Origin of the sequence: Nocardia crassostreae (assembly GCF_001613405.1) — a bacterium.
GTDB classification, from domain to species: Bacteria; Actinomycetota; Actinomycetes; order Mycobacteriales; family Mycobacteriaceae; genus Nocardia; species Nocardia crassostreae.
The window spans coordinates 49,333-74,507 of sequence record NZ_BDCH01000006.1; the positions used below are offsets into that span (position 1 = coordinate 49,333).

The 25,175-nt window shown below is 67.3% G+C and carries 11 protein-coding genes and 1 pseudogene; 6 read left to right on the forward strand and 6 right to left on the reverse strand.

Going from position 1 to position 25,175, the window contains the following annotated elements:
* Window positions 1-27 precede the first annotated feature (27 nt).
* The 4 genes and pseudogenes from dprE1 (at window position 28) to NC4_RS03235 (ending at window position 6,802) form a co-directional block, all read left to right on the forward strand.
* The gene (gene dprE1, locus NC4_RS03210; RefSeq protein WP_067531992.1) at window positions 28-1,503 is read left to right on the forward strand and encodes a decaprenylphosphoryl-beta-D-ribose oxidase; all 1,476 of its coding nucleotides are present in this window, start codon (window positions 28-30) and stop codon (window positions 1,501-1,503) included.
* Window positions 1,500-2,261, forward strand: a complete 762-nt coding sequence (gene dprE2, locus NC4_RS03215) for a decaprenylphospho-beta-D-erythro-pentofuranosid-2-ulose 2-reductase (RefSeq protein ID WP_067531994.1) — start codon at window positions 1,500-1,502, stop codon at window positions 2,259-2,261. The genes dprE1 and dprE2 overlap by 4 nt, the downstream gene beginning before the upstream one ends.
* 334 nt (window positions 2,262-2,595) lie before the next feature.
* Entirely contained in the window at window positions 2,596-4,623 is a 2,028-nt protein-coding gene (locus NC4_RS03220; protein WP_067531995.1) for a galactan 5-O-arabinofuranosyltransferase, read from the forward strand.
* Between the two features lie 408 nt (window positions 4,624-5,031).
* Window positions 5,032-6,802: pseudogene (locus NC4_RS03235) on the forward strand (glycosyl transferase).
* Window positions 6,803-6,807: 5 nt separating this feature from the next.
* Here the strand turns inward: NC4_RS03235 and NC4_RS03240 are convergent.
* Together NC4_RS03240 and NC4_RS03245 are read right to left on the reverse strand one after the other, a co-directional pair.
* Complete coding sequence (locus tag NC4_RS03240) at window positions 6,808-8,352, reverse strand: serine/threonine-protein kinase (RefSeq protein ID WP_157554199.1); 1,545 nt, start codon at window positions 8,350-8,352, stop codon at window positions 6,808-6,810.
* 11 nt (window positions 8,353-8,363) lie between these two features.
* Complete coding sequence (locus NC4_RS03245) at window positions 8,364-10,229, reverse strand: serine/threonine-protein kinase (protein ID WP_067532003.1); 1,866 nt, start codon at window positions 10,227-10,229, stop codon at window positions 8,364-8,366.
* Window positions 10,230-10,358: 129 nt separating this feature from the next.
* On the opposite strand from NC4_RS03245, the gene NC4_RS03250 reads away from it, so the two are divergent.
* Both NC4_RS03250 and NC4_RS03255 read left to right on the forward strand, forming a co-directional pair.
* Window positions 10,359-13,604 carry an arabinosyltransferase domain-containing protein gene (locus NC4_RS03250; RefSeq protein ID WP_067532005.1) on the forward strand — a complete coding sequence of 1,082 codons (3,246 nt, stop codon included), beginning with the start codon at window positions 10,359-10,361 and terminating at the stop codon, window positions 13,602-13,604.
* Between the two features lie 77 nt (window positions 13,605-13,681).
* Entirely contained in the window at window positions 13,682-13,882 is a 201-nt protein-coding gene (locus NC4_RS03255; protein ID WP_067532007.1) for a DUF5988 family protein, read from the forward strand.
* Window positions 13,883-13,896: 14 nt separating this feature from the next.
* On the opposite strand, the gene NC4_RS03260 is transcribed toward NC4_RS03255, so the two are convergent.
* The 4 genes from NC4_RS03260 to pks13 all read right to left on the reverse strand — a co-directional run bounded on the left by NC4_RS03260 (window position 13,897) and on the right by pks13 (window position 25,119).
* Window positions 13,897-14,667, reverse strand: coding sequence for an alpha/beta fold hydrolase (locus NC4_RS03260; RefSeq protein WP_067532375.1), 771 nt, complete (start codon window positions 14,665-14,667; stop codon window positions 13,897-13,899).
* 137 nt (window positions 14,668-14,804) lie between these two features.
* Complete coding sequence (locus NC4_RS03265; RefSeq protein WP_439957473.1) at window positions 14,805-18,131, reverse strand: arabinosyltransferase domain-containing protein; 3,327 nt, start codon at window positions 18,129-18,131, stop codon at window positions 14,805-14,807.
* Between the two features lie 114 nt (window positions 18,132-18,245).
* Entirely contained in the window at window positions 18,246-19,790 is a 1,545-nt protein-coding gene (locus tag NC4_RS03270; RefSeq protein WP_067532011.1) for an acyl-CoA carboxylase subunit beta, read from the reverse strand.
* A gap of 52 nt (window positions 19,791-19,842) precedes the next feature.
* Window positions 19,843-25,119, reverse strand: a complete 5,277-nt coding sequence (gene pks13 / locus NC4_RS03275) for a polyketide synthase Pks13 (RefSeq protein ID WP_067532013.1) — start codon at window positions 25,117-25,119, stop codon at window positions 19,843-19,845.
* Between the last annotated feature and the right edge of the window lie 56 nt (window positions 25,120-25,175).

Here is a 25,175-nt window from a genome sequence, read left to right on the forward strand (position 1 = left end):
CCGGTTATGTCTGTAGTCTCTATCCCGATGTCCACGAAAGCTCAGACCACCACGGAAGCCGCCGACAGCTCGGCGAGCGAAGGTGCGGACACAGCGTCGACCGGCTCTTCCTACGAACTGCCGACGCGGACTCGCACGTTGACCGGATGGGGTCGCACCGCACCCACCACCTCCGAAGTGCTCTCCACCAGTGACCCGGAGCTGATCGCCAAAGCGGTCGTCATGGTCGCGGAGGACAACGACTCCAAGCCCGCGCATCTGCGCCGCGGCGTCATCGCGCGCGGTCTGGGCCGCTCCTACGGTGACCACGCGCAGAACTCCGGCGGCCTGGTCATCGATATGCCGGCGCTCAACCGCATCCACCGCATCGACCGCGATTCGCGCCTGGTCGACGTGGACGGCGGCGTCAGCCTGGACCAGCTCATGAAGGCGGCGCTGCCGTTCGGACTGTGGGTGCCGGTGCTACCGGGCACGCGGCAGGTCACCATCGGCGGCGCCATCGCCTCCGATATCCACGGTAAGAACCACCACTCCGAGGGCTCCTTCGGCAACCATGTGCGGTCCATCGATCTGCTCACCGCCGACGGCACCGTGCAGCACATCGGGCCGCGCAAGAACGCCAAACTGTTCTGGGCGACGGTCGGCGGCAATGGTCTGACCGGCATCATCCTGCGCGCCACCATCGAGATGGCGCCGACGGAGACGGCCTACTTCATCAATGACGGCGTGAAGACCACCACGCTGGACGAAACCATTGCGGCGCACAGCGACGGCAGTGAAGCCGACTACACCTATTCGAGCGCGTGGTTCGATGTGATCAGCCCGCTGCCGAAGTTGGGGCGTGCCTGCATCACTCGCGGCCGGTTGGCGAAGGTCGATGAGCTGCCGAAGCGGTTGCAGAAGAAGCCGCTGAAGTTCGATGCGCCGCATTTGATGACGGTGCCGGACATCTTTCCGAACTTCACCATGAACAAGCTGACGCTGTCCGCGATCGGCGAGGCTTACTACGCCATGGGCGGGAACTACACCGGCAAGGTGCAGAACCTGACGCAGTTCTACCACCCGCTGGACATGATCTCGGAGTGGAACCGCGGCTACGGTTCGAACGGCTTCCTGCAGTACCAGTTCGTGGTTCCGACCGAGGCCGTCGATGAATTCAAGAACATCATCATCGATATCCAGGCTTCCGGGCACTACTCGGCGCTGAACGTTTTCAAGCTGTTCGGTCCGGGTAACCAGGCCCCGTTGAGCTTCCCGATGCCGGGCTGGAACATCTGCGTGGACTTCCCGATCAAGCCGGGTCTCAACGAACTCGTCACCGAGCTCGACAAGCGTGTGCTCGAATTCGGTGGCCGCCTCTACACCGCGAAGGATTCCCGCACCACCGCGGAAACCTTCCACCAGATGTACCCGCGGATCGACGAGTGGATCAAGATCCGCCGAAGTGTCGACCCCACAGGCGTTTTCATGTCCGATATGGCACGAAGGCTGGAGCTTCAGTGATCAACGCGGTAGGAAATCCGCAGTCCATTCTGCTGCTCGGCGGCACCTCCGAGATCGGTCTCGCCATCTGCGCGAAGTACCTGGAGAAGGGTCCGGCCCGCATCATCCTGGCGGCGCTGCCCAATGATCCGCTGCGCGAGGACGCCGTCGCCCAGATGAAAGCGGCGGGAGCCTCCGAGGTCGAGGTCATCGACTTCGACGCCCTCGAGATGGACTCCCATCCCAAGGTCATCGACCAGGCCTGGAGCCACGGTGACGTCGATGTCGCCATCGTGGCCTTCGGCATGCTCGGCGATGCCGAGGAACTGTGGCAGGACCAGCGCAAGGCCGTCATGGCCGCCGAGCTCAACTACACCGCCGCGGTGTCCGTCGGCGTCCTGCTCGGCGAGAAGTTCAAGGCCCAGGGTTACGGCCGCATCATCGCCATGTCCTCCGTGGCCGGTGAGCGCGTCCGCCGCTCCAACTTCGTGTACGGCTCCACCAAGGCGGGCCTGGACGGCTTCTACCTCGGCCTCGGCGAGGCCCTGCGCCCGCACGGCCCCCACGTCACGGTCATCCGCCCCGGCCAGGTCCGCACGCGCATGTCCGCCCACGTCGACGAGGCCCCCCTCACCGTCGACAAGGAAGACGTGGCGGCACTGGCTGTCGCGGCCTCGGAAAAGGGCAAGGAAATCGTCTGGGCCCCAGGCGCTTTCCGCTTCGTCATGATGATCCTGCGCCACATCCCCCGCGCGGTCTTCCGCCGCCTGCCCATCTAGACAGACCAACTCTCGGGACTCTCAGGGGCAAGCCCCTGAAACCCCAACATGGAGAGCGCGGGCAAGCAACTCTCGACACCGACGAGCGGTGGCCAACTGGCCGCCGCTCGTCGCGTATGGAAGAACAACTCTCGAGACTCTCAGGGGCAAAGCCCCTGGAACCCCAGCTGCGTTGCAGGGCGTGCCCGAAGTCTGACCGGTCGCGGCGGTGTACGTGTGCGGCGAGCGTGCGGCTGGAACGGCGCGCTGCGGTGGTGGCGGTGACAATTCGTGGCGGCGCGGAGTGGTTAGGCTGCTGGGCGGTCCAGGATACGAATCCGGAGGCGGAGTGCGAATGAGCGAACAGACGAGCGGCCCGGGGGTGCTGTTGGCGCGGCAGGCCGGGGGCGCGATCGGTGAGGCCGCGCTGGCGGCTGTTGTCGCGGCGGCGGTGGCCGGGGTCGGGCTGGTGGCGTTCTCGATGGTGGACTGGCCTGCGTTCAATTCGTCCAATGTGACCCGGGCGCTGACCACCGTGGGGCAGGCGGTGGCGCTGGCCATGCTGGTGGCGGCCATTGTGCTGGTGCGGGTGCGGCGGTGGCCGTGGGTGGCGAAACTGCTTTCGTGGGGCGGGATTTCGACGTTCGTGACGGTGACGTTGGGGATGCCGCTGGCTGCTACGAAGCTGTATCTGTTCGGACTTTCGGTGGATCAGGAGTTTCGGACGCAGTATCTGACGCGGCTGACCGACAGTGCGGCGCTGCGGGATATGAACTATGCGGAGTTGCCGCCGTTCTATCCAGCCGGGTGGTTCTGGTTCGGCGGGCGGTTCGCGAATCTGGTCGGGCTCGACGGATGGGAAGCGTTCAAGCCGTACGCGATCATCGGGCTGGCAGTGGCGGCGGTGGTCGCACTTGTGTTGTGGTCGAATCTGATTCGCGCGGACTGGGCGATCGCCGTGGCGGCGGCCACCACCGCGCTGACATTGGCCTATGGCGCACCGGAGGCGTACAGCGCGGTACTGGTGCTGCTCATCGGACCAGCGTTGCTGCTGGCATGGGGGGCGCTTTACCGACCCGCACAGCTCTCGGGTGGCGTAGATCGGACCGCTGGTGGCTGGGGCGCGGTGATCGGGACCGGTCTGTTTCTGGGAGTGGCCGCGACCTTCTACACCCTGTACTTTGCGGAAGCGGTGTTCACCGTCTGCCTCATGGCCGTGATTGCCGCCGGTCTGATGCTGCGGGAACGGAATTCGGCGCTGCGGACTCAGTGGCACCGTGCGGCGGCGGCGCGCAGCACGTCGGGCGGACAGGCGGAACAGGCCCCCGTGGCGAGCGATTCGATGCCCGGTCGCTGGCATGTCGTGCGGCCGATCCTGGTGCGGCTGATCAGCATGGGAGTCATCGCCGGTCTGCTGGCGCTCACCGTGTGGCTGCCCTTCCTACTGAAGCTGCTGAGCGGGCAGATGCCCGATGGCGGCACCGCGTTCCACTATCTGCCTGAACCAGGTTCGGAACTGCCGCTGCCTATGACCGAGTTCTCGCTGCGCGGGGCGTTCTGCCTGTTGGGAATCATCTGGCTGGTGCTGCGGATCGGGTCGTCGCGGCGGGCCCAGGCGCTCGGCATCGGCGTGGTGGCCGTCTATCTGTGGTGCTTGCTGTCGATGGCGGCCACTGCCGCCGGGACTACGCTGCTGTCTTTCCGGCTGGAGCCGATTCTGCTGGCGTTGCTGGCCGCCGCCGGGTCGTTCGGTTTTGTCGAGGGCGCGCGGGCGGTCTATCAGGTGCTGCACGAGCCAGCGCGGTTCAAGCCCGTCGTCGCCGTGTTGGCGCTGGTGGGAGCGGTCGCGTTCAGTCAGGACATTCCGCATGTGCTCGATGCGGAGATCACGACCGCGTACACCGATACCGACGGGGATGGGATGCGGGCGGACAAGCGGCCGCCGTCTGCGGTGTCGTATTACAAGGAGATCGACGCGAAGCTGCGGGAGCAGACGGGGCGGACGGCGGACGGCAGTGTGGTGCTGACGGCCGATACGAGCTTCCTGGCGATCTATCCGTACTTCGGATTCCAGGCACTCACTTCGCATTACGCGAATCCACTGGCCGACTTCGCGGCGCGGTCCGCCGAGATCGAGCGGTGGAGCAAGATGAAGACTTCGGCGGAGTTCGTGGATGCCCTGAACCATTGCCCGTGGCGGGCGCCGGATGCGTTCTTGTTCCGTCGCTCGGGCGATGAGTACACGCTGCGGCTGTCGAAGGACGTCTATCCGAATGACCCGAATGTGAAGCGGTACACAGTTGCTCTGCCGAAGGAGCTGTTCACCGATCCGCAGTTCGTGATCACCGATATCGGACCGTTCACGCTGGTCGTTCGCCGCTGAAGCGAAACACGAGACGAGTATCACTTATCCACAGATACCCGGTCGGAAACTGTGGATAGATGCGGTTTTCTGTGGATAAATCATCCAGTTGCCAGCGCGTTCTCAGTCGCACCCGGTAGCGTGGGCCGCTGATTTGCTGGGTTAGAGGAGAGTTGTCGCGTGGTACAGGGGCGGGAAGTCAGCCGCAGCGCCGAAGCGGCTCCGGCCGTAGCGGTTCTGGACCGAATCGCACCGGAAGCGGCGTCCCCCAAGCTTTCCCGCCCCCGGCGGATCGCCCGGCGCATCCGGCTCGCGCGGGCGGATCTGCTGGCGGCGGCGGGCTATCTCGCGCTCGCCGTCCTGGTGCTCTCCGGGCAATGGCGGCATCCGGGCAATGGCTACCTGATCAAGAGCGGTCAGGACCAGACCATGTGGGAATGGTTCTTCGCCGTGACCGCGCACAATGTCGCCCATCTGGAGAACCCGCTCGGCACGCTGCTGCAGAACTATCCCCAGGGCGTGAACATGATGGCGAATACCGCCATGTTCGGCGTCGGGGTACCGCTCACACCCGTCACGCTGCTGTTCGGGCCGACCGTCACCTTCGTCCTGGTTCTCACCCTCGGCCTGTTCGGCACCGCATTCGCCTGGTACTGGCTGTTTTCCCGAGAGCTGGTCGACTCCAAGCTCGCCGCCGCGGTCGGCGGCCTGTTCTGCGGATTCGCGCCCGCCATGATCTCGCACGCCAACGCACACCCGAATTTCGTAGTGCTCGCGTTACTTCCGCTGATCGCGCGCCAGATCATCCGCATGGCACGACGCATCGCAGTGGACTACCCCCATGGTTCGCGGCCAAGCGCAGAGTGGTGGAGCGCTCGTTCTGGACTGAGTGGAGCGGGGGAGCGAAGCGGAGGAGCGGAGGGAGGGAAGCGGAGGAGCGGAGGGAGGGAAGAACGAGACCTCGGGGCCGCGAACCCGCCCGGAGCGAAGCGGAGGGCAAAAAGGGCACAGCGTGCGCGATGCCTTCGTGCTGGGTCTGCTGGTGGCCTTGCAGATCGCGCTCGGCGAGGAACCGCTGCTCATCTTCGCGCTCTCGTTCGGCCTGTTCGCGGTGGTCTATTACCTGCACGCCCCGCGCGCCGGACTGCGCACTCTGCGCGCCGTCACCCCGACCGTGCTGCTGGCGGCGCTGATCACGCTGGCGCTCACCGAGATTCCGCTGTGGTGGCAGTTCTTCGGGCCGCAGTCCTATCGCATGATCGACCACGGCCCCATGGGCAACGACCTGAAGGCCCTGTTCCAGTTCCCCTCGGAATCGCTGGGCGGCACGCTCATGCACGGGCAGAACGTGGCCATCAACCCGACCGAGGAGAACTCCTACTTCGGCTGGCCGCTACTGCTGCTCGTCACCGTGACCGCCGCGCTGCTGCGGCGCGAGCGCGTGGTGCGCGCCGCGGCCGTGGTCATCGCGCTGTTCACCGTCCTGTCGCTGGGCTCAACGCTCATGATCGGCAAGGACGATACGGGGATGGCGTTGCCGTGGCGCTGGCTCGAACATGTGCCGCTGCTGAATTCGGTGCTGGAATCGCGCTTCACCATGGCCGCCGTTCCGGCCGTCGCGCTGATCCTGGCCGTGGCCACCCAGCGCGCACTGGACTATTGGCGCGAATCCGCTGTCGACTGGCGGCCGCTGGCCTGGTTCGCCGCACTGGCCTGCGCGCTGCTGCCGCTGGCGCCGACCATCCTGCCGGTCGTGCAGCGCGCGCCGACCCCGGTGTTCTTCACCGACGGCACCGTGAACCGGTACGTGAGCGACGGTTCGGTGGTGATCGTGCCGCCGCCCACCCCGACCGACGCGCGCGCCCTGCGCTGGCAGATCGATTCCGGTTTCGAGTTCCCGCTCGCCGGAGGCTATTTCGTCGGGCCGACCGGCAGCGACAAGAAGGGCCGCTACGGCCCCGACGGCCGCCCCACGGCAATGCTGCTGTTGACCGCCCAGCACGACAACCGGGTTCCGGTGGTCGATCAGGCCATGCGCGATCAGGCCTGGGCCGATCTGCGGTACTGGCAGGCCGATGTGCTGGTGCTGCCGCCGACCGACAATGGCACGACGCTGCGCCTCACCATGGACCAACTGCTCGGTTTTCCTGCGCAATACGTCGACGGCGTATGGGTGTGGGATGTGCGGGCGCTGGTCTGAACGCGTCAGCTCACCCGGACGTAGGTCACCCGCCCGCTGACGGACAGCTCACGCACAATGGTTCCCTCGCTCAACCGCAGGATCTGCGTCCCCTGCACGACACAGCCCGAAACCCCCGCCGTGAGCACGCCGTCACCGACGGTGACAGCACTGGAGTCGAAGCCCAGTAGCCGGTAATCGATGGCGCAGATCAGATTTCCGCCCCGGAACACGGTCGAGGTCATGATCACCTCGTTCAGGTTTCCCTGCCAGATGATCAGCCGATAGTCGTCGTTGTTGCTACTGCTGGTCCCGGACCAGGTGCCGACGAATCCCGCCGGAACCTGCCCGCTCGCCACCGGCGGCACGGCGACGGTCGGCGCGACGGTCGGAACCGTGGTGACACCGGTCGGCTGGACGCCCGTATCCACGGCATCGCTCACCCCGGCGGTCAGTGGTGTGCCGCCGGGATTCCCGCCGCTCTCCAGTTTCACGGTGACCAGCAGGATCGCCCCGGCCAGCAGAATCGCGGCCGCCCCGAACAGAATTCCCGCAATGAGCGGCCCCTGCCCGCGCCCGCGAGCGGGTACCGGCGCTCGATGCCCCACGGGCGCCGCGACCGGCGGCGACCGGAATCCCACCGCACCCACCGGCGGGGGCACCGGAACGGTCGGCGCGGCCCGCGCCCGCGTTCCGGCCATGGGATGCACGGGACCGGTGGTGGTCCAGCCGGATTCGGATTCCCACGCCCGCGCCACCGCGTCCACGAATTCCGTACAACCGGCGAACCGCTGCTCCGGTTGTTTGGCCAGCGCCCGGTCGAAGAGCGGGTCGAAACTCCCCGGCAGTTCCGGGCGCACCTCGCTGATATGGCGCGGCGGCACCTGGGTGTGCATGTGGATCCAGCTGAACAGATCGGTCGCCAGGAACGGCCGCTCATCGGTGAGCAGCACGAACAGCGTGCAGGCCAGCGAGTACTGATCGGTGCGCGGATCCAGCGGCTGCCCCGAAATCTGTTCCGGCGAGGCGAAGGCGAAGGTCGCCGCGATATTCCCGGTCCGGGTGAGATGGGTCGATTCGTCGCGCAGCCGCGCGATGCCGAAGTCGGTCAACAGGGCTCGCTCCGCGCGCCCGTCCCCGGCCGGGGAGAGCAGGATGTTCGACGGCTTCACATCGCGGTGCAGCACGCCCTTCCCGTGCGCGTAGTCCAGCGCCGAGGCGACCCCGCCCGCGATCCGCAGCGCCCGGTCCGGCGAAATACCGCGCAGGCCATCAGCATCGGCGCCCTCCACGAACTGCATGGCGATCCACAAGCGGCCGCCGTCCACGCCGCGGTCGTAGACGGACACGATATTCGGATGGTCGAACCGGGCGGTGATATCGGCCTCCCGCTCGAAGCGCCGCCACGCCTCCCGGTCGATGGTGACGCCGGTGGGATCGAGCACCTTGATGGCGGCGTACCGGGGTAGCCGCGGATGCCGCGCCACATACACCGTGCCCGATCCGCCGGATCCGACCCGGCGCACGATGACATATCCCGCGATCTCCGCACCCGGCGCCAGGTCCGTCATGATCCGCACTCCTACTTCAGCGGCGCACGCGAAAGCCATTCGCTCAGTACCGCATTTACAGTGTGCTCCGGCCAGCGCACCATCAGGACGAAACGAGATCTCGGATCGCCATCGGGGAAGGTGACGGCGGTGAGGATGCGGCGCGTCTCGCTGTCGGGCTGGTTCGCGTCGATGCCATTGTCGGTGGTGATGGTCAGGACCCCGGGCACATCCCGATGGGTGACCGTGGTGGTATCGACGGTGCCGCCGAAGAACAGCGCACCGGCGGATTGCGGTGGGCGCGTGCCGAAATCGAAGAGGTCGAAACGCACCTGACCGGTATCGTCCTGGGCATTGCAGAGAATGCGGCGCGCGCCCTGCGCGGTATCGGCATCACCGGGACCCGGATCGCGCTGCTGGCAGCCCGCACCCTGCCAGCCCACCGAGCGGCCATTGGAGGCCAGCTGACCGACCAGGCTCGGGAAGGCCCGCGCGATGGCGGTGTGCTCGTCGTCCCAGGACTTCGCCAGCTCGTCCGCATTGGTGTACGTGATCAGGCCGCTCACATCGGTTTTCCGGCTGACCCGCCCGTCGGACAGGAAGCTCAGCGTGGTGGGCCGGTTGGCGCGGCAGGCATTGGCCGGATCGCTGGTAATGATCTCGGAGGGGCCGATGAGCAGCCGGTCGCCCTCGGACGGCACCGCCACCAGGGGCGCGGAGAATTCGCAGTGGAAGGCGGAGCCATCGGGCAGTACGCCGTCCACGATGCTGGACAGCACATGATCGCCGGGCCGTCCCTGATCCAGTTCCAGGCGATAGTTGGTCTGGCCCTCGGTGGCCAGCCAGGTGCCCAGGAATTTGTCCGGCACCAGGCTTTCCGGCGGCGGCGGGGTCGAATCGTACTGGGAGAAGGCGAATCCCACACCCGCGCCGACCAGCGCCGCCACGAGTGCCGGAACGAGCAGCCGCCTGCGGAACAGGCGCCGCCCCAGCGGCTTTCGCGGCGCGGCGACCGGCGGCGGGGGCAACAGCCGGGCCGGGGCCGTCACGGCCATGGCCGGGTCGGCGTAATAGGCCTGGGTCAGCGCCGTCACGAATTCGGCGCAGCTGGGAAACCGGTCCTCCGGGTCCTTGGCCAGGGCGCGCGTCATGACGGCGTCGAGGGTGGCGGGCAGCTCCGGGCGCACCGCGCTGACCCGCAGCGGCGGTTCCTGGGTGTGCGCGTGCACCCAGCCGATCGGGGTGTCGGCGGTGAACGGGCGGCGATCGGTCAGCAGTATGAAAAGCGTGCAGGCCAAGGAGTATTGGTCCGAGCGCGGACCGACCGGCTTGCTGGACACCTGTTTCGGGGAGGCGAAAGCGAAAGTGGCGGAGATATTTCCGGTGTGGGTGAGCCGGGTGGTCTCATCGCGCAGCCGGGCAATGCCGAAATCGGTGAGCAGGGCGCGTTCGGGCCGCCCGCTGTCCGGATCGGCAATGAGGATATTGGACGGCTTCACATCGCGGTGCAGCACGCCCTTACCGTGCGCGTAATCCAGCGCCGCGCCGATCTCGGCGCCGATCCGCAGCGCCCGCTCCGGTGAAATACCGTGCAGCTCACCGGCATCGGCGCCATCGACGTACTGCATGGAGATCCAGAACCGGTCCTCGGCCACGCCGCGGTCGTAGACCTGCACGATATTCGGGTGATCGAAATGCGCGGCGATCTCCGCCTCGCGTTCGAAGCGCCGCCAGACCTCGTCGTCACCGCGCGACTCGTCGCGTTTGAGGACCTTGAGGGCAGTGAGCCTGGGCAGGCGGGGATGGCGAGCCGCGTAGACGACACCCGATCCCCCCGACCCGATTCGCCGCGCGACGACATACCCGGCGAGCACTTCGCCCGGTCGCAGCTCGGTCATTTATTCCTCGTACGTTCTCCCGGCCCGGCCCCTCGCCCAGTTCGGTATCACCCATCCTACGAGGTGTTCGCGCGCCGGAGGTCGAGTCGTGGGCCGGTGCACCGGGTGCGGTCGATAGAGTCGGGACCCGTGCGCGCAGACACTCGAGGGTTTCATCGCATCCGGCTGGTAGCCATCGTCTCCGGGCTGCTGGGATTCCTGCTGGCGGTGCTGACCCCGATCCTGCCGGTCCGGCAGGATCGGCCGACCTTGAACTGGCCCCAGGGCGACACCGTCAATATCGATGCCCCGCTGGTGTCGTACGTGCCGTTGCGCCTGGATGTGACGCTGCCGTGCGAGGTGCTGCGGAGCGCGCCGGACGGGACGCTGTTCTCGACCATCCCCACCGCCTCCGGAAAAGCGGCCGACAAGGGCGTGGTCGTCACCATCGAGGATCGGGCCGGGACGCGCACGGTCTCGGTGATCGATCGGCTCATCCCGCTGCTGTCCGCGCCGCTGGCCGAAGTACAGAACTGCACGGCGCTCACGCTGCACTCGGATTCGAACCGGACCCGGGTGGAGTTCACCGGGATCAGCCGCCAGGACGGGACGCCGTTCACCGGGCAGGTGAGCGGGGACAACCGGACCCAGGTGGTCGGCATGTTCACCGATCTGAGCCGCGAACAGCTCGGGACCGCAACGGCTTCCGCCGAGATCGACGCGCGCTTCACCTCCAGCCCGAGCTGGCTCAAGCGGGCCGCCGTCATCGGCGCGGTGGTGTTCACGATCATCGCGCTGTTCGCCCTGCACCTGCTCGACACCGCCGACGGCCGCCGCGCCCGCCGCTTTCTGCCCGCGCACTGGTGGCGCTTCCGGCTCGCCGATGTGACGGTGCTCGGCACGCTTGTGGTGTGGCATTTCATCGGCGCCAATACCTCCGATGACGGCTACATCCTCAATATGGCGCGGGCCTCCCGGGAATCCGGGTACATGGCCAACTACTACCGCTGGTTCGGGGTGGCCGAGGCGCCGTTCGGCTGGCCGTACGAACTACTGGCCTGGATGACGCGCATCAGCGATGCCAGCCCGTGGATGCGGCTGCCGTCCTTGCTGGCCGGAATCGTCTGCTGGCTGGTCATCAGCCGGGAAGTGCTGCCCCGCTTGGGCGCCCGGGTGCGCCGCGATCAGGTGGCCGTGTGGACCGCGGCGCTGGTGTTCCTCACCGTCTGGCTGCCCTACGACAACGGGCTGCGACCTGAACCGCTCATTGCCGCGGGCGCGCTGCTGACCTGGTGCTCCATCGAACGCGCCATTGCCACCGGGCGGCTGCTGCCCGCGGCGGTGGCGGTGCTCATCGCGGCCTTCTCGCTGGCGGCCGGGCCGACCGGGCTCATCTGTATCGCGGCGCTGGTGGCCGGATCGCGGCCGGTACTGCAGATCATCATCAAGCGCGCCGCGGGGCAGGGCTCGGCGGTGCTGCGCTACGCCGCGCTGCTCGCACCGGGCGTGGCGGCCGGAACCCTGGTCATGGTGGTGGTTTTCGCGGATCAGACCCTCGCCACCATTATGGAGGCGACGCGGGTGCGCACCCTCATCGGCCCGAATGTGGCGTGGTTCGACGAGCGCACGCGCTGGGATTCGCTGCTCATGCTCTCCCCCGACGGCTCGCTGGCCCGCCGGTTCGGCATTCTCGCCATGCTGCTGTGCCTGCTGGTGTGCGTCATGGTGATGCTGCGCAAGAACGGGCGCATTCCGGGCACCTCGCGCGGTCCGGCGGTGCGGATTCTGGGCATCGTCTTCATGTCGCTGTTCCTCATGATGTTCACGCCCACCAAGTGGACCCACCACTTCGGCGTGTACGCCGGGCTGGCCGGATCCATGGCGGCGCTGGCGGCGGTCGCGGTGGGGGTCAACGGGATTCGCTCGCCGCGCAATCGAACGCTGTTCACCGCGGCGGTGTTCTTCCTGCTGGCCATGACCTTCACCGGCCCCAATGGCTGGTGGTACGTGTCGTCCTACGGCGTGCCGTGGTTCGACAAGGCGCCGCTGGTCGCGGGCAAGGGCTTCTCCACGCTGTTCCTCGGCCTGGCGGTGCTGTGCCTGCTCATCGTGGCCTGGCAGCACTACCGCGAGCCGTACACCACGCCCAAGCCGGTGCGCGGTTTCGACAAGTTCGCGTCCATGCCGCTGACCATCGCGGCCGCCCTGCTGGTGTTGTTCGAGGTGGCCTCGCTGGCCAAGGCCGCCGTCACCCAGTACCCGGCCTACTCCATCGCCGAATCCAATCTCCGTGCGCTGACCGGCGATTCGTGCGCCCTCGCCAATGATGTGCTGGTGGAGACCGATACCGCCGATTCGGTGCTGCAACCCTGGACCGGGGCGGTCGCCGACGGACTGGCCGCGGAGAACACCGGATTCACCCCCAACGGCGTCGCCTCCGACCTCACCGCCGATGCCGAGGAGACCGTGACCGGCGGCGCCAACTCGGTGAACAAGGACTCGGACAACAAGACCACCAACACCACCGGCGCGGGCACCGGCGGCGGCACCACCGCCCAGGCCGGGGGCAACGGCTCCACCGTGGCCCTGCCCTTCGGCCTTGACCCGGCCCGCACGCCGGTCCTCGGCAGCTACACCGACGGCGAGCAGGCCACCGCCGAGCTCACCACGCAGTGGTACAAGTTCGACCTGACCGACAGCATGCGCGCCGATCCGGCCTACCGGGTCCTCGTCGTCACCGCCGCGGGCCGCATTCGCGCCATCGACAAGGACGGCGTCGAGACCTACGGCCAGAACCTGTTCGTCGAATACGGCACCCGCGCCGCGGACGGCACCGTGACCGATACCGGCAAGATCCGCCCCATCGATATCGGCCCGGCCCCGTCCTGGCGCAATCTGCGCGTCCCGCTGGACCAGATCCCGGTGGGCGCCAATGCCATTCGCCTGGTGGCCAATGATCCCGACATCACCCCCAAGCAGTGGCTGGCCGTCACCCCGCCGCGCCTGCCCCGCCTGGCCACCCTGGATTCCGTTGTCGGCCATACCGCCCCGGTCCTCGAGGACTGGCACGTCGGCCTCGCCTTCCCCTGCCAGCGCCCCTTCGACCACCACGACGGCGTGGCCGAGGTCCCCGAATGGCGCATCCTCCCCGACCGGGTCGGCGCGGACGCCTCCAATGCCTGGCAGGACGATATCGGCGGCGGCCCGCTCGGCTGGACCGGTCTGCTCCTGAAGTCCCAGACCATCCCGTCGTATCTCGACGACGACTGGGGCCGGGACTGGGGCTCGCTGGAGAAGTTCACCCCGTACGCCCCGGATGCCGAACCCGCGCAACTGTCGGTGACCGTCCAAACCCGCTCCGGACTGGCCAAGGACGACCCCATCCGAGCCCGCTGACCGACCCCGCCCGGTCGCGGCTCGCCGATTGTGGCGAATCGATCGGGTGCATTGGGTGGGTATGAGAGTCTTCAGCTATGAGTAGCTCACCGAAGGCATTGCTCGAAGGCGGGCCGGACGGCCTGAAGCAGCGGATCGTGCCTATTACGCCGCCCGGCATCGAATTGAGGGTGGCGCACGGGGGCGGATACGAGCGGTTCAAAGTGACGCCGCGGTGGGAGGACACACCCGAGGGCAGTCTGCCGGTGTACGAGTGGGTTGCGCACGTCGACGCCTGAGGGCGTCGACGGGATCAAGAGCGTGCGGCGCGGCGGATGGGCTGGCGCGTCGGAATCGGGTCGTTGCTGAGGAAGTCGGCGACCACGGTGTAGACCTCGGCTGGTTTCTCCATGATCAATAGATGTGAGGTGCCGGGGATCACGGACAGTTCGGAGTCGGGAATGGCGCGGTACATCGCGAGGGTGTGATCCAGCGAGACCGCGTCATCGTCTCCGGCCATGACCAGCGTGCGGGCCGCGACGGCCCGCAGCTCGGCGGGGGGGAAACCGGGCTGGGTGCGGCCCATCTCGATGAGTTTGGCGGCGACCACGGGGAAGTGGTTCTCGCCGTCGGGGGAGACTTCGGCATAGCGACCGGCCAGGAAGGCGAGGGTGCCCTCGTCCTCGATATCGTCCAGGACGCCGGGCAGGATGCCGTCGTAGTGGAAGTTGCCGCTGATCAGAACCAGTTTGCTGACCAGATCCGGGCGGCGCAGCGCCACCGTCAGGGCGACATTCGCGCCATCGCTGTGGCCGACCAGATGAACCGGTTCGCCGACGACCTTCTCCAGGAAGGCGATGGTGTCCGCCGCCATCTGCTCATAGGAGAAGGGGCCCTCCAGATCGGGCGTGTGGCCGTGGCCGCGGCGATCGGTCTTGTAGACCCGGAAGCGGCCGACCAGCGACGGCATGGCGGGGGCGAATATGCGCGAATCGACGAAAGCGCTGTGCAGCAGCACCACCGGCGCGCCGTCACCGTGGACGTCGTACCAGGTTGCCACTTCACCGAGCTGAATATTCGCCATGGGGAACATCCTGCCGGTAGGCGGTCCGGCACTCACAACGGGTACCGGTGTGGTGTGAGCCTCATCCCGAAAGGTTGGCGGAAAACGAAGCGGCCGCCCGCGATTCGCGGGCGGCCGTCGTTCGGATCGGCGTGGGCTCAGACGCGCATCTTGCCGGGCGACCACAACCCGGAACGGGTCTCGGTGCCGGTCTCGATCTGCGCGGGCTGGGCCGGGTAGTACTGGTCGTACTTCTCCAGCGAGCCCCAGTCCCGATCCCAGTTGTCGTTCAGATAGGTCGGGATGGTCTTCGAAGCCGCCAGCATCTGGGCGAAGCCGAGCGGACCGCCGAACTCCTCCGCCTGCCAGGTATTGGTGGAGCTGACCGCCAGCGGGCGGTCCGGCAGGATGCGGTAGTTCGGCACCTCGGCCACGCCGTAGCGGTGGTCGAAGGGCCGCTGGCACGGGAACTGCAGGCCCACGGCCCAGTCCAGCAGGATGGGCTGGGTCCGGCCGAGGTAGCTGTCGATGGTCTGCAGCTTGGGCACCCGCGGCGGGGTGAAGGCCAGCCACTGGTCACCGATGAGGATCTGGTCGCTGGCGTGGATGCGCACCGTGTCCGCCGCGGCGGGCAGCGCGTCCACGGGCACCCGCAGATTGCGCCACGACGGGGCCGGGCCGATGTCGTAGGGCCGGTATTCGCCCAGCTTGGTGACGCTGCCGTCGGCTTCCTTGTGCCCGTACTCGACCAGCAGCTGCTGCCCGTAGGTCATATTGCCGGTGTCGTCGAAGGACATGATGCGCCCGGCGGCCGAGATCACCACCAGCGGCGAATCCGCCGACCGCGGCGGCAATTCGTACCAGCTGGAGTACATTTCGGCGGGCTGCTGCACGCCGTCCTGCCAGCTGCCCATGATCGGGGTGGTGGCCGGATCCAGGCCGAAGGGCAGGGCCACGGTGGACCCGTTCACGCCCTCGGCGCCCTTACCGCCGCCGGTGCCCGCGCTCTCGCCGTCGGCGAAGGCCGGGCCGACGGTCTGGGTGGAGGTATTGCCGGTGCCCGGCTTCACCTCGACGCTGTCGGCATCCAGTTTCTCGGGAACGCCATTGGGGGAGAAGCCGATCGGATTCGCACCGGCAAGCGCGTCACCGTCCTTGGGCGGGTTGGCCGGATCGATGATCGGGGTCAGATTGCCGCCATTGGGGTCGGCTTCCACCAGCACGTCATTGGCGAGGCCGCACGAATTGCCGCTCACCGCATCGAAGTTCGACCGCGCCAGCGAGTAGGCCGGATATTGCGAGGCCGCGCCCTTCACCAGCGACAGCACCTCGAACAGCACCATGAACGCGGCCACCACGGTGAGCGGAATGGCCGCGAACCTGCGAATCCGCCGCCCGCGCTTGCTCTTCCCGTTCTCCAGGGGTTTGGCGTAGCCCTCGCGCAGCGATTGCCAGGCGACCACCGCCAACGCCAGCCCGAAGAGCATGAGCATGAGGGTGTTGGACTGGTAGCCGCTCAGCGAGACGCGCTTGTCGAACCACGGCACGCCGAAGCTGGACACGTACCAGTAGCCATTGATGCCCGAGAACGAGACGGCCAGCGTGAACAGCAGGCCCGCCAGGAACACCGACCGATTCTTCCTGGACCGCAAGGCCGTCGCCGAGACCGCGACCGCCGTGACCGCCGCCAGCGAGCCCGCGATGCCCGCGTACGCGCCGAAGTGGTGGGTCCACTTGGTGGGCGTGAACATCATGAAGAAGATGGTTCCGAAGACCACGCCCATGAGCCGCCAGGTCGGCGCGCTGGCAATGCCGGGCACCTGCCGCCGCCGCAGCAGCACCAGCATGGTGGTGATGAGGCAGAGAATCATGACGAGGAAGGCGAAGCGGCGCGAGAGCGAACCGTCCACGGTTTCCACGAACAGGTAGTAGTAGCGCAGATAGTCCTCGTACCAGGCCAGATTGGGCCCGGTCGCCTGGCGTACGCGATTGGCCTCCATGATCCCGGCGAAGGTCTGGTCGCCGAAGACGACGACCAGCACCAGGAATCCGGCAGCGGCTATGGGAGCGAGTAGCGCGGCGGTGCCGAATTCCCGGTGACGGCGCACCACGATTCGAACCAAGGGACGGATACCCGCCAGCAGCGCCGCTACACACATCAGACCGGTCGGTGCGGCGGCCAATGTGAAGGCCGCGACCAGGACCGCCACCGCCGCGGGCAGCAGTCGCGCGGTGGCAATGGCCCGCTCGATGGACACCCAGGTCAGCAGCGCGCCGAGCGCCACGATGGGCTCCGAGCGCAGGCCGTTGTCATAGGGCAGCCAGAAGGCCAGGAACACCAGGCCGCCGGTCCACAGCGCCACCTTGGAGGTGGCGACTCCGCGCCCGAGCCGCGGCACCACCTCGCGGCTGATCACCAGCCAGCACAGAATTCCGCACAGCAGCGCGGGAATTCGCACCCACGGGCTGGCGGTGGAGATCTCGGCGAAGGCCTGGATGACGTAGTAGTACCAGCCGAACGGCGCCTCCGGCACGCCGAACCAGCGGAAGTAGTTGGCCATGTATCCGGCGTGCGGGGCCACCCGCACCATGCTCAGGATGTAGCCGTCGTCGGAGGTATTGGCGCCCACGAAATGCCACAGCACCAGCGTGCCGATAATGCCGCCGTCCGCCCAGGTCGGCTTCAGCCAGTGCCGCGGGAAGACGCGCCGGTGCCCGCGCCCGTCACTGGTGTCCAGCACCCCCAGCGCGCCCATGGCCAGCAGCGTCAGCAGCACCGCCGCGACAATGGCGCTCAGCTTGAGCACGGTCGGGGTGGAGGAGAAGCGCGAGTCCACGTCCATGTGGAACGAAAGGCCCTCGGGGACAGCGCCCTTCAGATCGGTGAAGACGCCGACCACCTGCGGCCGCAGATCGCCGAGCAGCTGCCCCTCGACCGGGACGGTGACCAGCTCGCGCCCGCCGTCGGCGGTCGGCTGCTCCACGGTCCGGGTCAGGCCCTCGAAGATGGCGTGGGTCCGGGTCTTGTCGGAGGTGATCCGGATGGCCGAGCAGCCGCTCATCTCCGCCCGCGGCGCCGACGCCACCACGGCATTGCGATCGAGCACGTCGACGGTGTCGCCCGACACCCGCACGAACATGGCCTGCAGATCGGCTTCCTTGCCCTGCAGCGGCGCGGTCGAGAGCAGGATGCCGCCGCGCGGATCCAGCTGATCCACCGCCGAACAGGGAATGGTGACGGTCAGATCCGTCGGCACCTGCGACATGAGCGGCGCCTGAATATTGTTCAGCGTCCCGCCCTGCGGCCAGTTCACCACCGCAGTGGTCTGCTTCACCGGCAGGAAGGGCGCGGCAATGGCGAACACCGCCCCCAGTACACCCGCGACGATCGCGATGAGCTTCGCGATCCGATAGTCGCGGGGCGTCGCCGGGTCGGCGGCGGCCGGGGGATTCGGCTTAGTGAGCACAGCAGAGGCGTCGGGCACGGTTGCTGATCGTATAGGCATGAGCTGTGAGTGGCGCTGTTCACTCTCGCGTCGCGGCGGGTATGCCGCGTCTCACCGGATTCCGCCCCTCGACGAGCTCACTCGACGGGCTCGTCAGAGTGGCAGCAGGTGGTGTTTACGGGGGTTGCGGGGGAGTTTCTTGTCGCGCAGCACGTGCAGGGCCTTGCAGATCTCCAGGCGGGTTTCGGCCGGGTCGATGACGGCGTCGATATAGCCGCGTTCGGCGGCCACCCAGGGGGTGGCGACGGTGGCGTTGTAGAAGTCGATCATCTGCTGGCGCATGGCGGCGCGCTGCTCCTCGGGCGCGGACTCCAGAGTCTTTGCGCCGATGAGGGTTACGGCGCTCTCCGCGCCCATGACCGCGATGCGGGCGGTCGGCCAGGCCAGGTTGACGTCGGCGCCGAGCTGCTTGGAGCCCATGACGGCGTAGCCGCCGCCGTAGGACTTGCGGATCACGACGGTGACCTTGGGGACGGTGGCCTCCACGAAGGAGAAGATGAAGCGGCCGCCGCGCTTGATGACGCCGATCTTCTCCTGTTCCACGCCGGGTAGGAAGCCCGGAGTGTCCACGACGAAGACCAGCGGGATCTCGAAGGCGTCGCACAGGCGCACGAAGTGGGCCGCCTTATCGGAGGCGCGGGCATCCAGGGCCCCGGCGTAGACCATGGGCTGATTGGCCACCACGCCCACGCTACGGCCGTCCACGCGGGCGAAACCGCAGATCACATTGCGGCCCGCCGATTCGCCGAACTCGTGGAAATCGCCGTCGTCGAAGATGCGGATGAGAATGTCGTGCATGTCGTAACCGGCATTGTCGGCATCCGGGACCAGGCCGCGCAGTTCCAGATCCGACTCCGTGATCTCCGGCTCCAGACCGGGATTCACGATGGGCGGCAGTTCCTGACAGCTCGACGGCAGATAGCCGAGGTAGTCGCGGACCCACTGGAAGGCCGCGGCCTCGTCCTTGGCCACATGGTGGATATTGCCGTACTCCGCCTGGCTGCGCGCGCCGCCGAGCTCCTCGAGGCTGACATCCTCACCGGTCACCTCACGGATCACCTTGGGGCCGGTGACGAACATATAGGCCTCTTCGGTGGCCACCAGGACATCGGTATTGATGGGCGCGTACACCGCACCGCCCGCGCAGCTGCCCAGGATCATGGATATCTGGGGCACCAGGCCGGACAGCGGTTCCTGACGGCGGCCCAGCTCGGCGTACCAGGCCAGGGAGGTCACCGCCTCCTGGACGCGCGCGCCGCCGGAGTCGTTGATGCCGACCACCGGACAGCCGACCTTGGCCGCGAATTCCATGATCCCGGCGACCTTGCGGCCGAACATCTCGCCGACCGAACCGCCGTAGACGGTCTGATCGTGCGAGAAGACCGCCACGGGGCGGCCCTCCACGAGGCCGTGACCGGTGACGACGCCATCACTGTAGAGCGCGGTCTTGTCGCCCGGATTGCGCACCAGCGCACCGATTTCCACGAAAGTGCCCGGATCGAGCAGCATATTGATCCGGTCGCGGGCCGAGGGAATGCCCTTTCTGGCCCGCTTCGCGATCCCAGCGTCACCTGCCGGTGCCCTCGCGATGTCCAACTTCTGGCGCAGGTCGGCGAGTTTCTCGGCAGTGGTGCTCAACTGGACTCCTTTCGGCAAAACCTACTTTCGCAGAACCCGTTTCGCGGTGGCGCTATTTCGCGGCCGTGTTGATCTCGTTCAATTTCTTGGTGAGATCGGCGCCGATGGTGGCGATACGCGGCTCGTCGATGATCTGGAGGTGATCAACCGGGATGTGGATGATCTCCAGATCCGAGATGTGCTCGTCCCAGCCGCCATTCGGACGACGGTCGCCGAATCGCGGTTCCAGTTCGATCAGACCATCGTGGTAGCGGTCGGCCAAGTAGAGAACCACGTGACCGTCGTAGCTGGACAGCTCCAGCTTCTGAAGTTCACGGTTCTCGATGAAGGAGGTGCGCTGGTGCTCGAGCACACCGCCCGGAATGTTCACCCCGGCGAACTTCACCAGTTCGGTGATGATCTGGATCTGCTCCTCGTCGGAGGCCGCGGCCAGCTCCTCCAGCTGCTCGTCATCGAGCTCACCCTGGAACCCGTAGGTCTTCTGGGCGAACGCCTGGTACCGGCGCATCCGCTCCATCCGCTCCTCGGGGGTATTGATCTCCGGCTCAACCGGAATCGCCAGGTCGATGAGGCCGACCAGGCGCACGTCCGCGCCCTCGGCGCGCATGATCTGCGCGATGGTCAGCGCGAACACCGCACCCAGCGACCAGCCGTAGAACACGTACGGGCCCTCGGGCTGCCGCTTGCGGATCTCCGGAATGTACTGGCGCGCACGCTCTTCGATCGTGCCTTCGACCCGCTCGAAGCCGTACATGGGCGTACCGGCCGGAAGACGTTTCAGCAGCGGCTCGTAGACCAGGGTGTTGCCGCCCGACGGATGGAAGACGAAGACCGGCGCGACATCCGAACCGGCTTCCTTCGCGCGCAGCGTGCGCACGAAGCCTTCGACATCATCACCGTGCTCCTGGTAGGAGGCCACTACCTCGGCCAGCTTCTCGATGGTCGCGGCGGCCCGGATCTCCTCCGGATCGATCTGCGCCTTGGCCCGCTCGGACAGTCGCGCGACGAGCTTGTCGAACTTCTCGTCGTCGAGCCGTGGCAGCGGGTTGAAAATGCCGCCCGCCGATTTGCCGGTCACCAGCGCCCAGGTGGCGAACACCAGTCGCTCGGGGGCATTGCGCGGCGGGACATTGTCCTTGTCGGTTTCGGCGACCGCCGGTGCGGCCTCGAAATCGGCCGCGGTGGTGGCGGATTCGGACTCGACGGCTTCCTCGGTGATCTCGGTGGCCTCGGCGACCACGTCATCGCTCACCGCGTCCAGGCGATCGGCCCCGGTCGGCACTGCGTTCGCGGAGGCCTGCGGCGCATCGTCGACAGGCTGAGCGGGCGTGTCCGCAGCCTGCGCCAACTTCGCCTTGGCGGCTTCCGGCAGGGCGGCGAGGGGATCGGTGCCCGCGGCCATGGCGGCCCGCACGGCGGAGACGAAGTCGGCGTCGACGGTGATCGCTTCACCGGCGGCCTGGCGCGCGGCCACGGCCTCCAGTTCCTCGCGGTGCTCGATGGCGTAGCGCAGCACCTTGCCGACCTCCAGGAGGCTGGCATCGCGCACGGCCTGCAACTGCAACTGCGGGATATCGAATTCGTATTCGACGCGGTTCTTGATGCGCATGGCCATCAGCGAATCCAGGCCGAGCTCCATGAGCGGGATCTCCATGGGCAGATCCTCGACGGCGTAGCCCATGGATTCGGCGACGATGATCGCCAGGCGATCCTCGATGGTCTGCTTGCCGTTGGGATCCCAGCGCTCGCCCGGATTCTCGGCTACCTCGACCTCGGCGGCCGGGACAGCGGCAGCCGCGACCGGCTGCGGGACAACCGATTCCGGCAGCGCGGCACCCGAGGTGACCACGGCGTCGAACAGCGGCCGGAAGGCATTGCCCTCCTTGGCGTGCACCGAGACCGACGCGCCGCCTAGATGCGGGGTGAGCGTGGTGGTCAGGGTGCCGGTCTCCGGAATCGCGCCGTGCGCAACCGAAGCGCCGACGGTCACCTCGGAGAGCACCTGTGCGGCAGCGGCATTCACCAGCGCGGCCAGATCGGTGACGGCACCGGCCTGCACCTCCCAGACGTGGCGGCCGTCGGGCAGCGCCACATGCGCGCCCGGCACCCGGGTGTTCCCGGCACCGCCGCCATAACCGGCGGCCTTGGGCCAGTACTCCTTGCGCAGGAACGCGGTGCGCGGCACATCCGCGAACTCGCCTGCGGGCAGCAGCGAGAACAGATCCACCTTGTGGCCCTGCACATACAGCTGCGCCAGCGCGGAGATGACGCCCGCCGACTCGTCTTCCTTGCGCTTGAGCGTCGGGATCAGCGCGGCATTGTGGACACCCGCCGCGTAGGTGGTGCCCAGTACCTGCATGAGCGCCACCGAATTCGGGGCCAGCTCGAGGTAGGTGGTGATGCCGGTATCCACGGCTTGCCGAATGGCATTGGTGAAGTACACCGAGCCGCGCATATTCATGACCCAGTAGCCGACATCGTGCACGGGGGCGTGGCCCGCGCGGTACACGGTGTCCTTGTGCACGGTCGAGTACAGATCGCGCTTGAGCTTGGTGGGCTCGATGCCCGCCAGCTCGGCGGCCAGCTCGCCCAGCAGCACGTCCATCTGCGAGGTGTGGCCCGCGCCGCGGGTCTGCAGCACGCGCGCGAACTTGCCCTCGGCCTCGGCGCGCGCCACGATGGCGGCCACCTGATCCGGCGGGCCGCCGATCACGGTGTTCGTCGGCGCGGCGTACGCCGCGACCTCGATATCCGGGTAATCGGCCAGCGCTTCCTGAATGGCCTCGGCGCTGTACTCGACCAGAGCCATATTGCGGACCTGGTCATCGGTGATCATGGCCTCGCCCTCGGCCATCAGCCGCGACCGGGCGCAGATCACACGCACCGCCTCTTCCAGGCTCAGACCGCCCGAAATGTACGCGCCCGCAACCTCACCCTGCGAATGGCCGACCACACCCTCCGGCTCCGCGCCGTGCGCGCGCAGAATGGTGGCCAGGCCGACCTGAATGGTGAAGGTGCCGACCTGCGAGGTGCCCAGGTCCCAGTCCTGGGCGTCATCGAGCATGAGCTCCTTGACCGAATAACCGGCCTCGTCCATGACGAGCTCATCGACCTGATCGACAGTCTTACGGAAGATCGAGTTCTCGGTGTAGAGCTGCTTGCCCATCTTCCGGTGCTGCGAACCGAAACCGGCCATCACCCACAGCGCACCGCGAGCGGCCGGGGAATCTGCGGTGAACACACCGTTGCCGGGCTTGCCCGCGGCAATGGCGCGTAGGCCCGCGACGGCTTCCTCATGGTTCTTGGCAATGACCACGCCGCGGGAACGGCCGTGATTGCGCTTGGCCAGCGCGCGGGCGACGTTCTCCAGCGGAGTCGTCTGTCCAGCTTCGCTTTCCAGCCAATCGGCCAAATCCGCGGCGGCACGCTTGCGACGCGAGGGGAGGTAGGTGGAGACCGGCAGGATCACCGGCAGCGGCTCCGCGCGGTGCCCCCACTCCGGTTCCGGCGCAGCGGCTTCCACAATGCGCTCGGCCTCGGACACCACATCGGTGGTCTCGGCATCGAGCCCGGACGCCTCGGCGACCGACTCTGCCGCGGGGTTCTCGGATGCGGAAGCGACCGACACATACTCCTGGATGACCAAGTGCGCGTTGGTGCCGCCGAAGCCGAAGCCGGAGACGCCGATGGTTGCTTTGCCGCTGTAGCGCGGGAACTCGGTGGGCTCGGTGACGACCTGAAGGTGCGCCTGCTCCCACGGAATGAACGGGCTCGGGCCGGTGAAATTGACGCTGGGCGGAATGACATTGTTCTGCAACGCCATGATCACCTTGGCCAGCGAGGCCGCACCCGCGCCCGACTCCAGATGACCGAAGTTGGACTTCGCCGAACCCAGTAGCGCGGGTTTGTCGGCCTCGCGCCCGCGACCGACCACGCGGCCGAGCGCATCCGCCTCGATCGGGTCACCGAGCAAGGTTCCGGTACCGTGCGCCTCGACGTAATCCACCGTCGATGGTGCGATCCCGGCATCCCGGTAGGCCCGGCGCAATACTTCGGCCTGTGCATCCGGGTTCGGCGCCAGCAGGCCATTGGAGCGGCCGTCGTTATTGACCGCCGAGCCCTTGATCACCGCGTAGATCTTGTCGCCATCGCGCTCCGCGTCGGCGAGGCGCTTGAGCACGACCAGGCCTGCGCCCTCGGAGCGGATGAATCCGTCCGCATCCTTCGAAAAAGCTTTGAGGTGGCCGTCCTTGGCGAACACGCCATTGATCTCGAACCCGAGGCTCGCGGCCGGAGCCAGCATCATGTTCACGCCACCCGCGAGCGCCAGATCGACGTCGCCGCCACGCAGTGCGCGGATTCCCTCGTGCACCGCGACCAACGTCGACGAGCACGCGGTGTCGACAGCCACCGACGGGCCACGGAAGTCGTAGAAGTAGGAGACGCGGTTGGCGATGATGGACGTGGACGCGCCCGTGAGCATGTACGCCTCGGCCGACAATGGCAGGTTCGGATCGCGCGGCCCGCCCAGAGATTGCGCGGCGACCAGCATGAAGTCGCTGGTCGAGCTACCGACGAACACGCCGACCGGCTGTCCCTTGAGCTCGTTGGCGGGAATCCTGGCGTGCTCCAGCGCTTCCCAGGTCAACTCGAGCATGAGCCGTTGCTGCGGGTCCATCCGCTCGACTTCGACCGGGGAATGGGCGAAGAACTCCGCGTCGAAGTTCTTCACGACCTCCTGGTCGAGGTAGCCGCCCTTGGTATTGGCCTTCTCGATGGCCTGGGCCAATTCCGGGTTGGCCTTGAACTCGTCCCAACGGCCCTCGGGCAGATCCCGAATGGCGTCACCGCGATTGATCAGGAATTCCCAAGTGGATTCGGGGGTATCGCCCGCTCCCGGCAACCGCGTAGACAATCCGACAATCGCGACATCGTGCGCCTCGCCCGGAGTGAACCCCGCTATGTAGAACGAGTCGTCGACCGCCTCCGCCGGAACATCCGGCTCCCCGTTGATGATTCGCTCAGCGAGCGAGCCGATGGTCGGGTGCTGGTACACGATGGTCGCGTTCAACACGACCCCCGTCAGCTCCTCGATATCACCGCCGAGCGCCAGGGCATCGCGCGAGGCCAGGCCGAATTCCTCCATCGGCCGGTCGACGGTGATGTTCTCCAGCGGCTGACCCGTCGCATCCGAGACCCACTTGCGCAACCATTCGCGCAGCTCGGTCACCGTCATATCGGGGCCTGCGGGCTTGGCGTCGGCAGCGCCGGACACCGCTGGAGCGTTCTCGGTCGTCTGGTTGGGGGTCATGCCCTCGTTCTCAGCCATCAGTTCCTCAAGCTACCTGTCGGTGTACGGTGCGCGGCAATGATTCGGCGGTGATT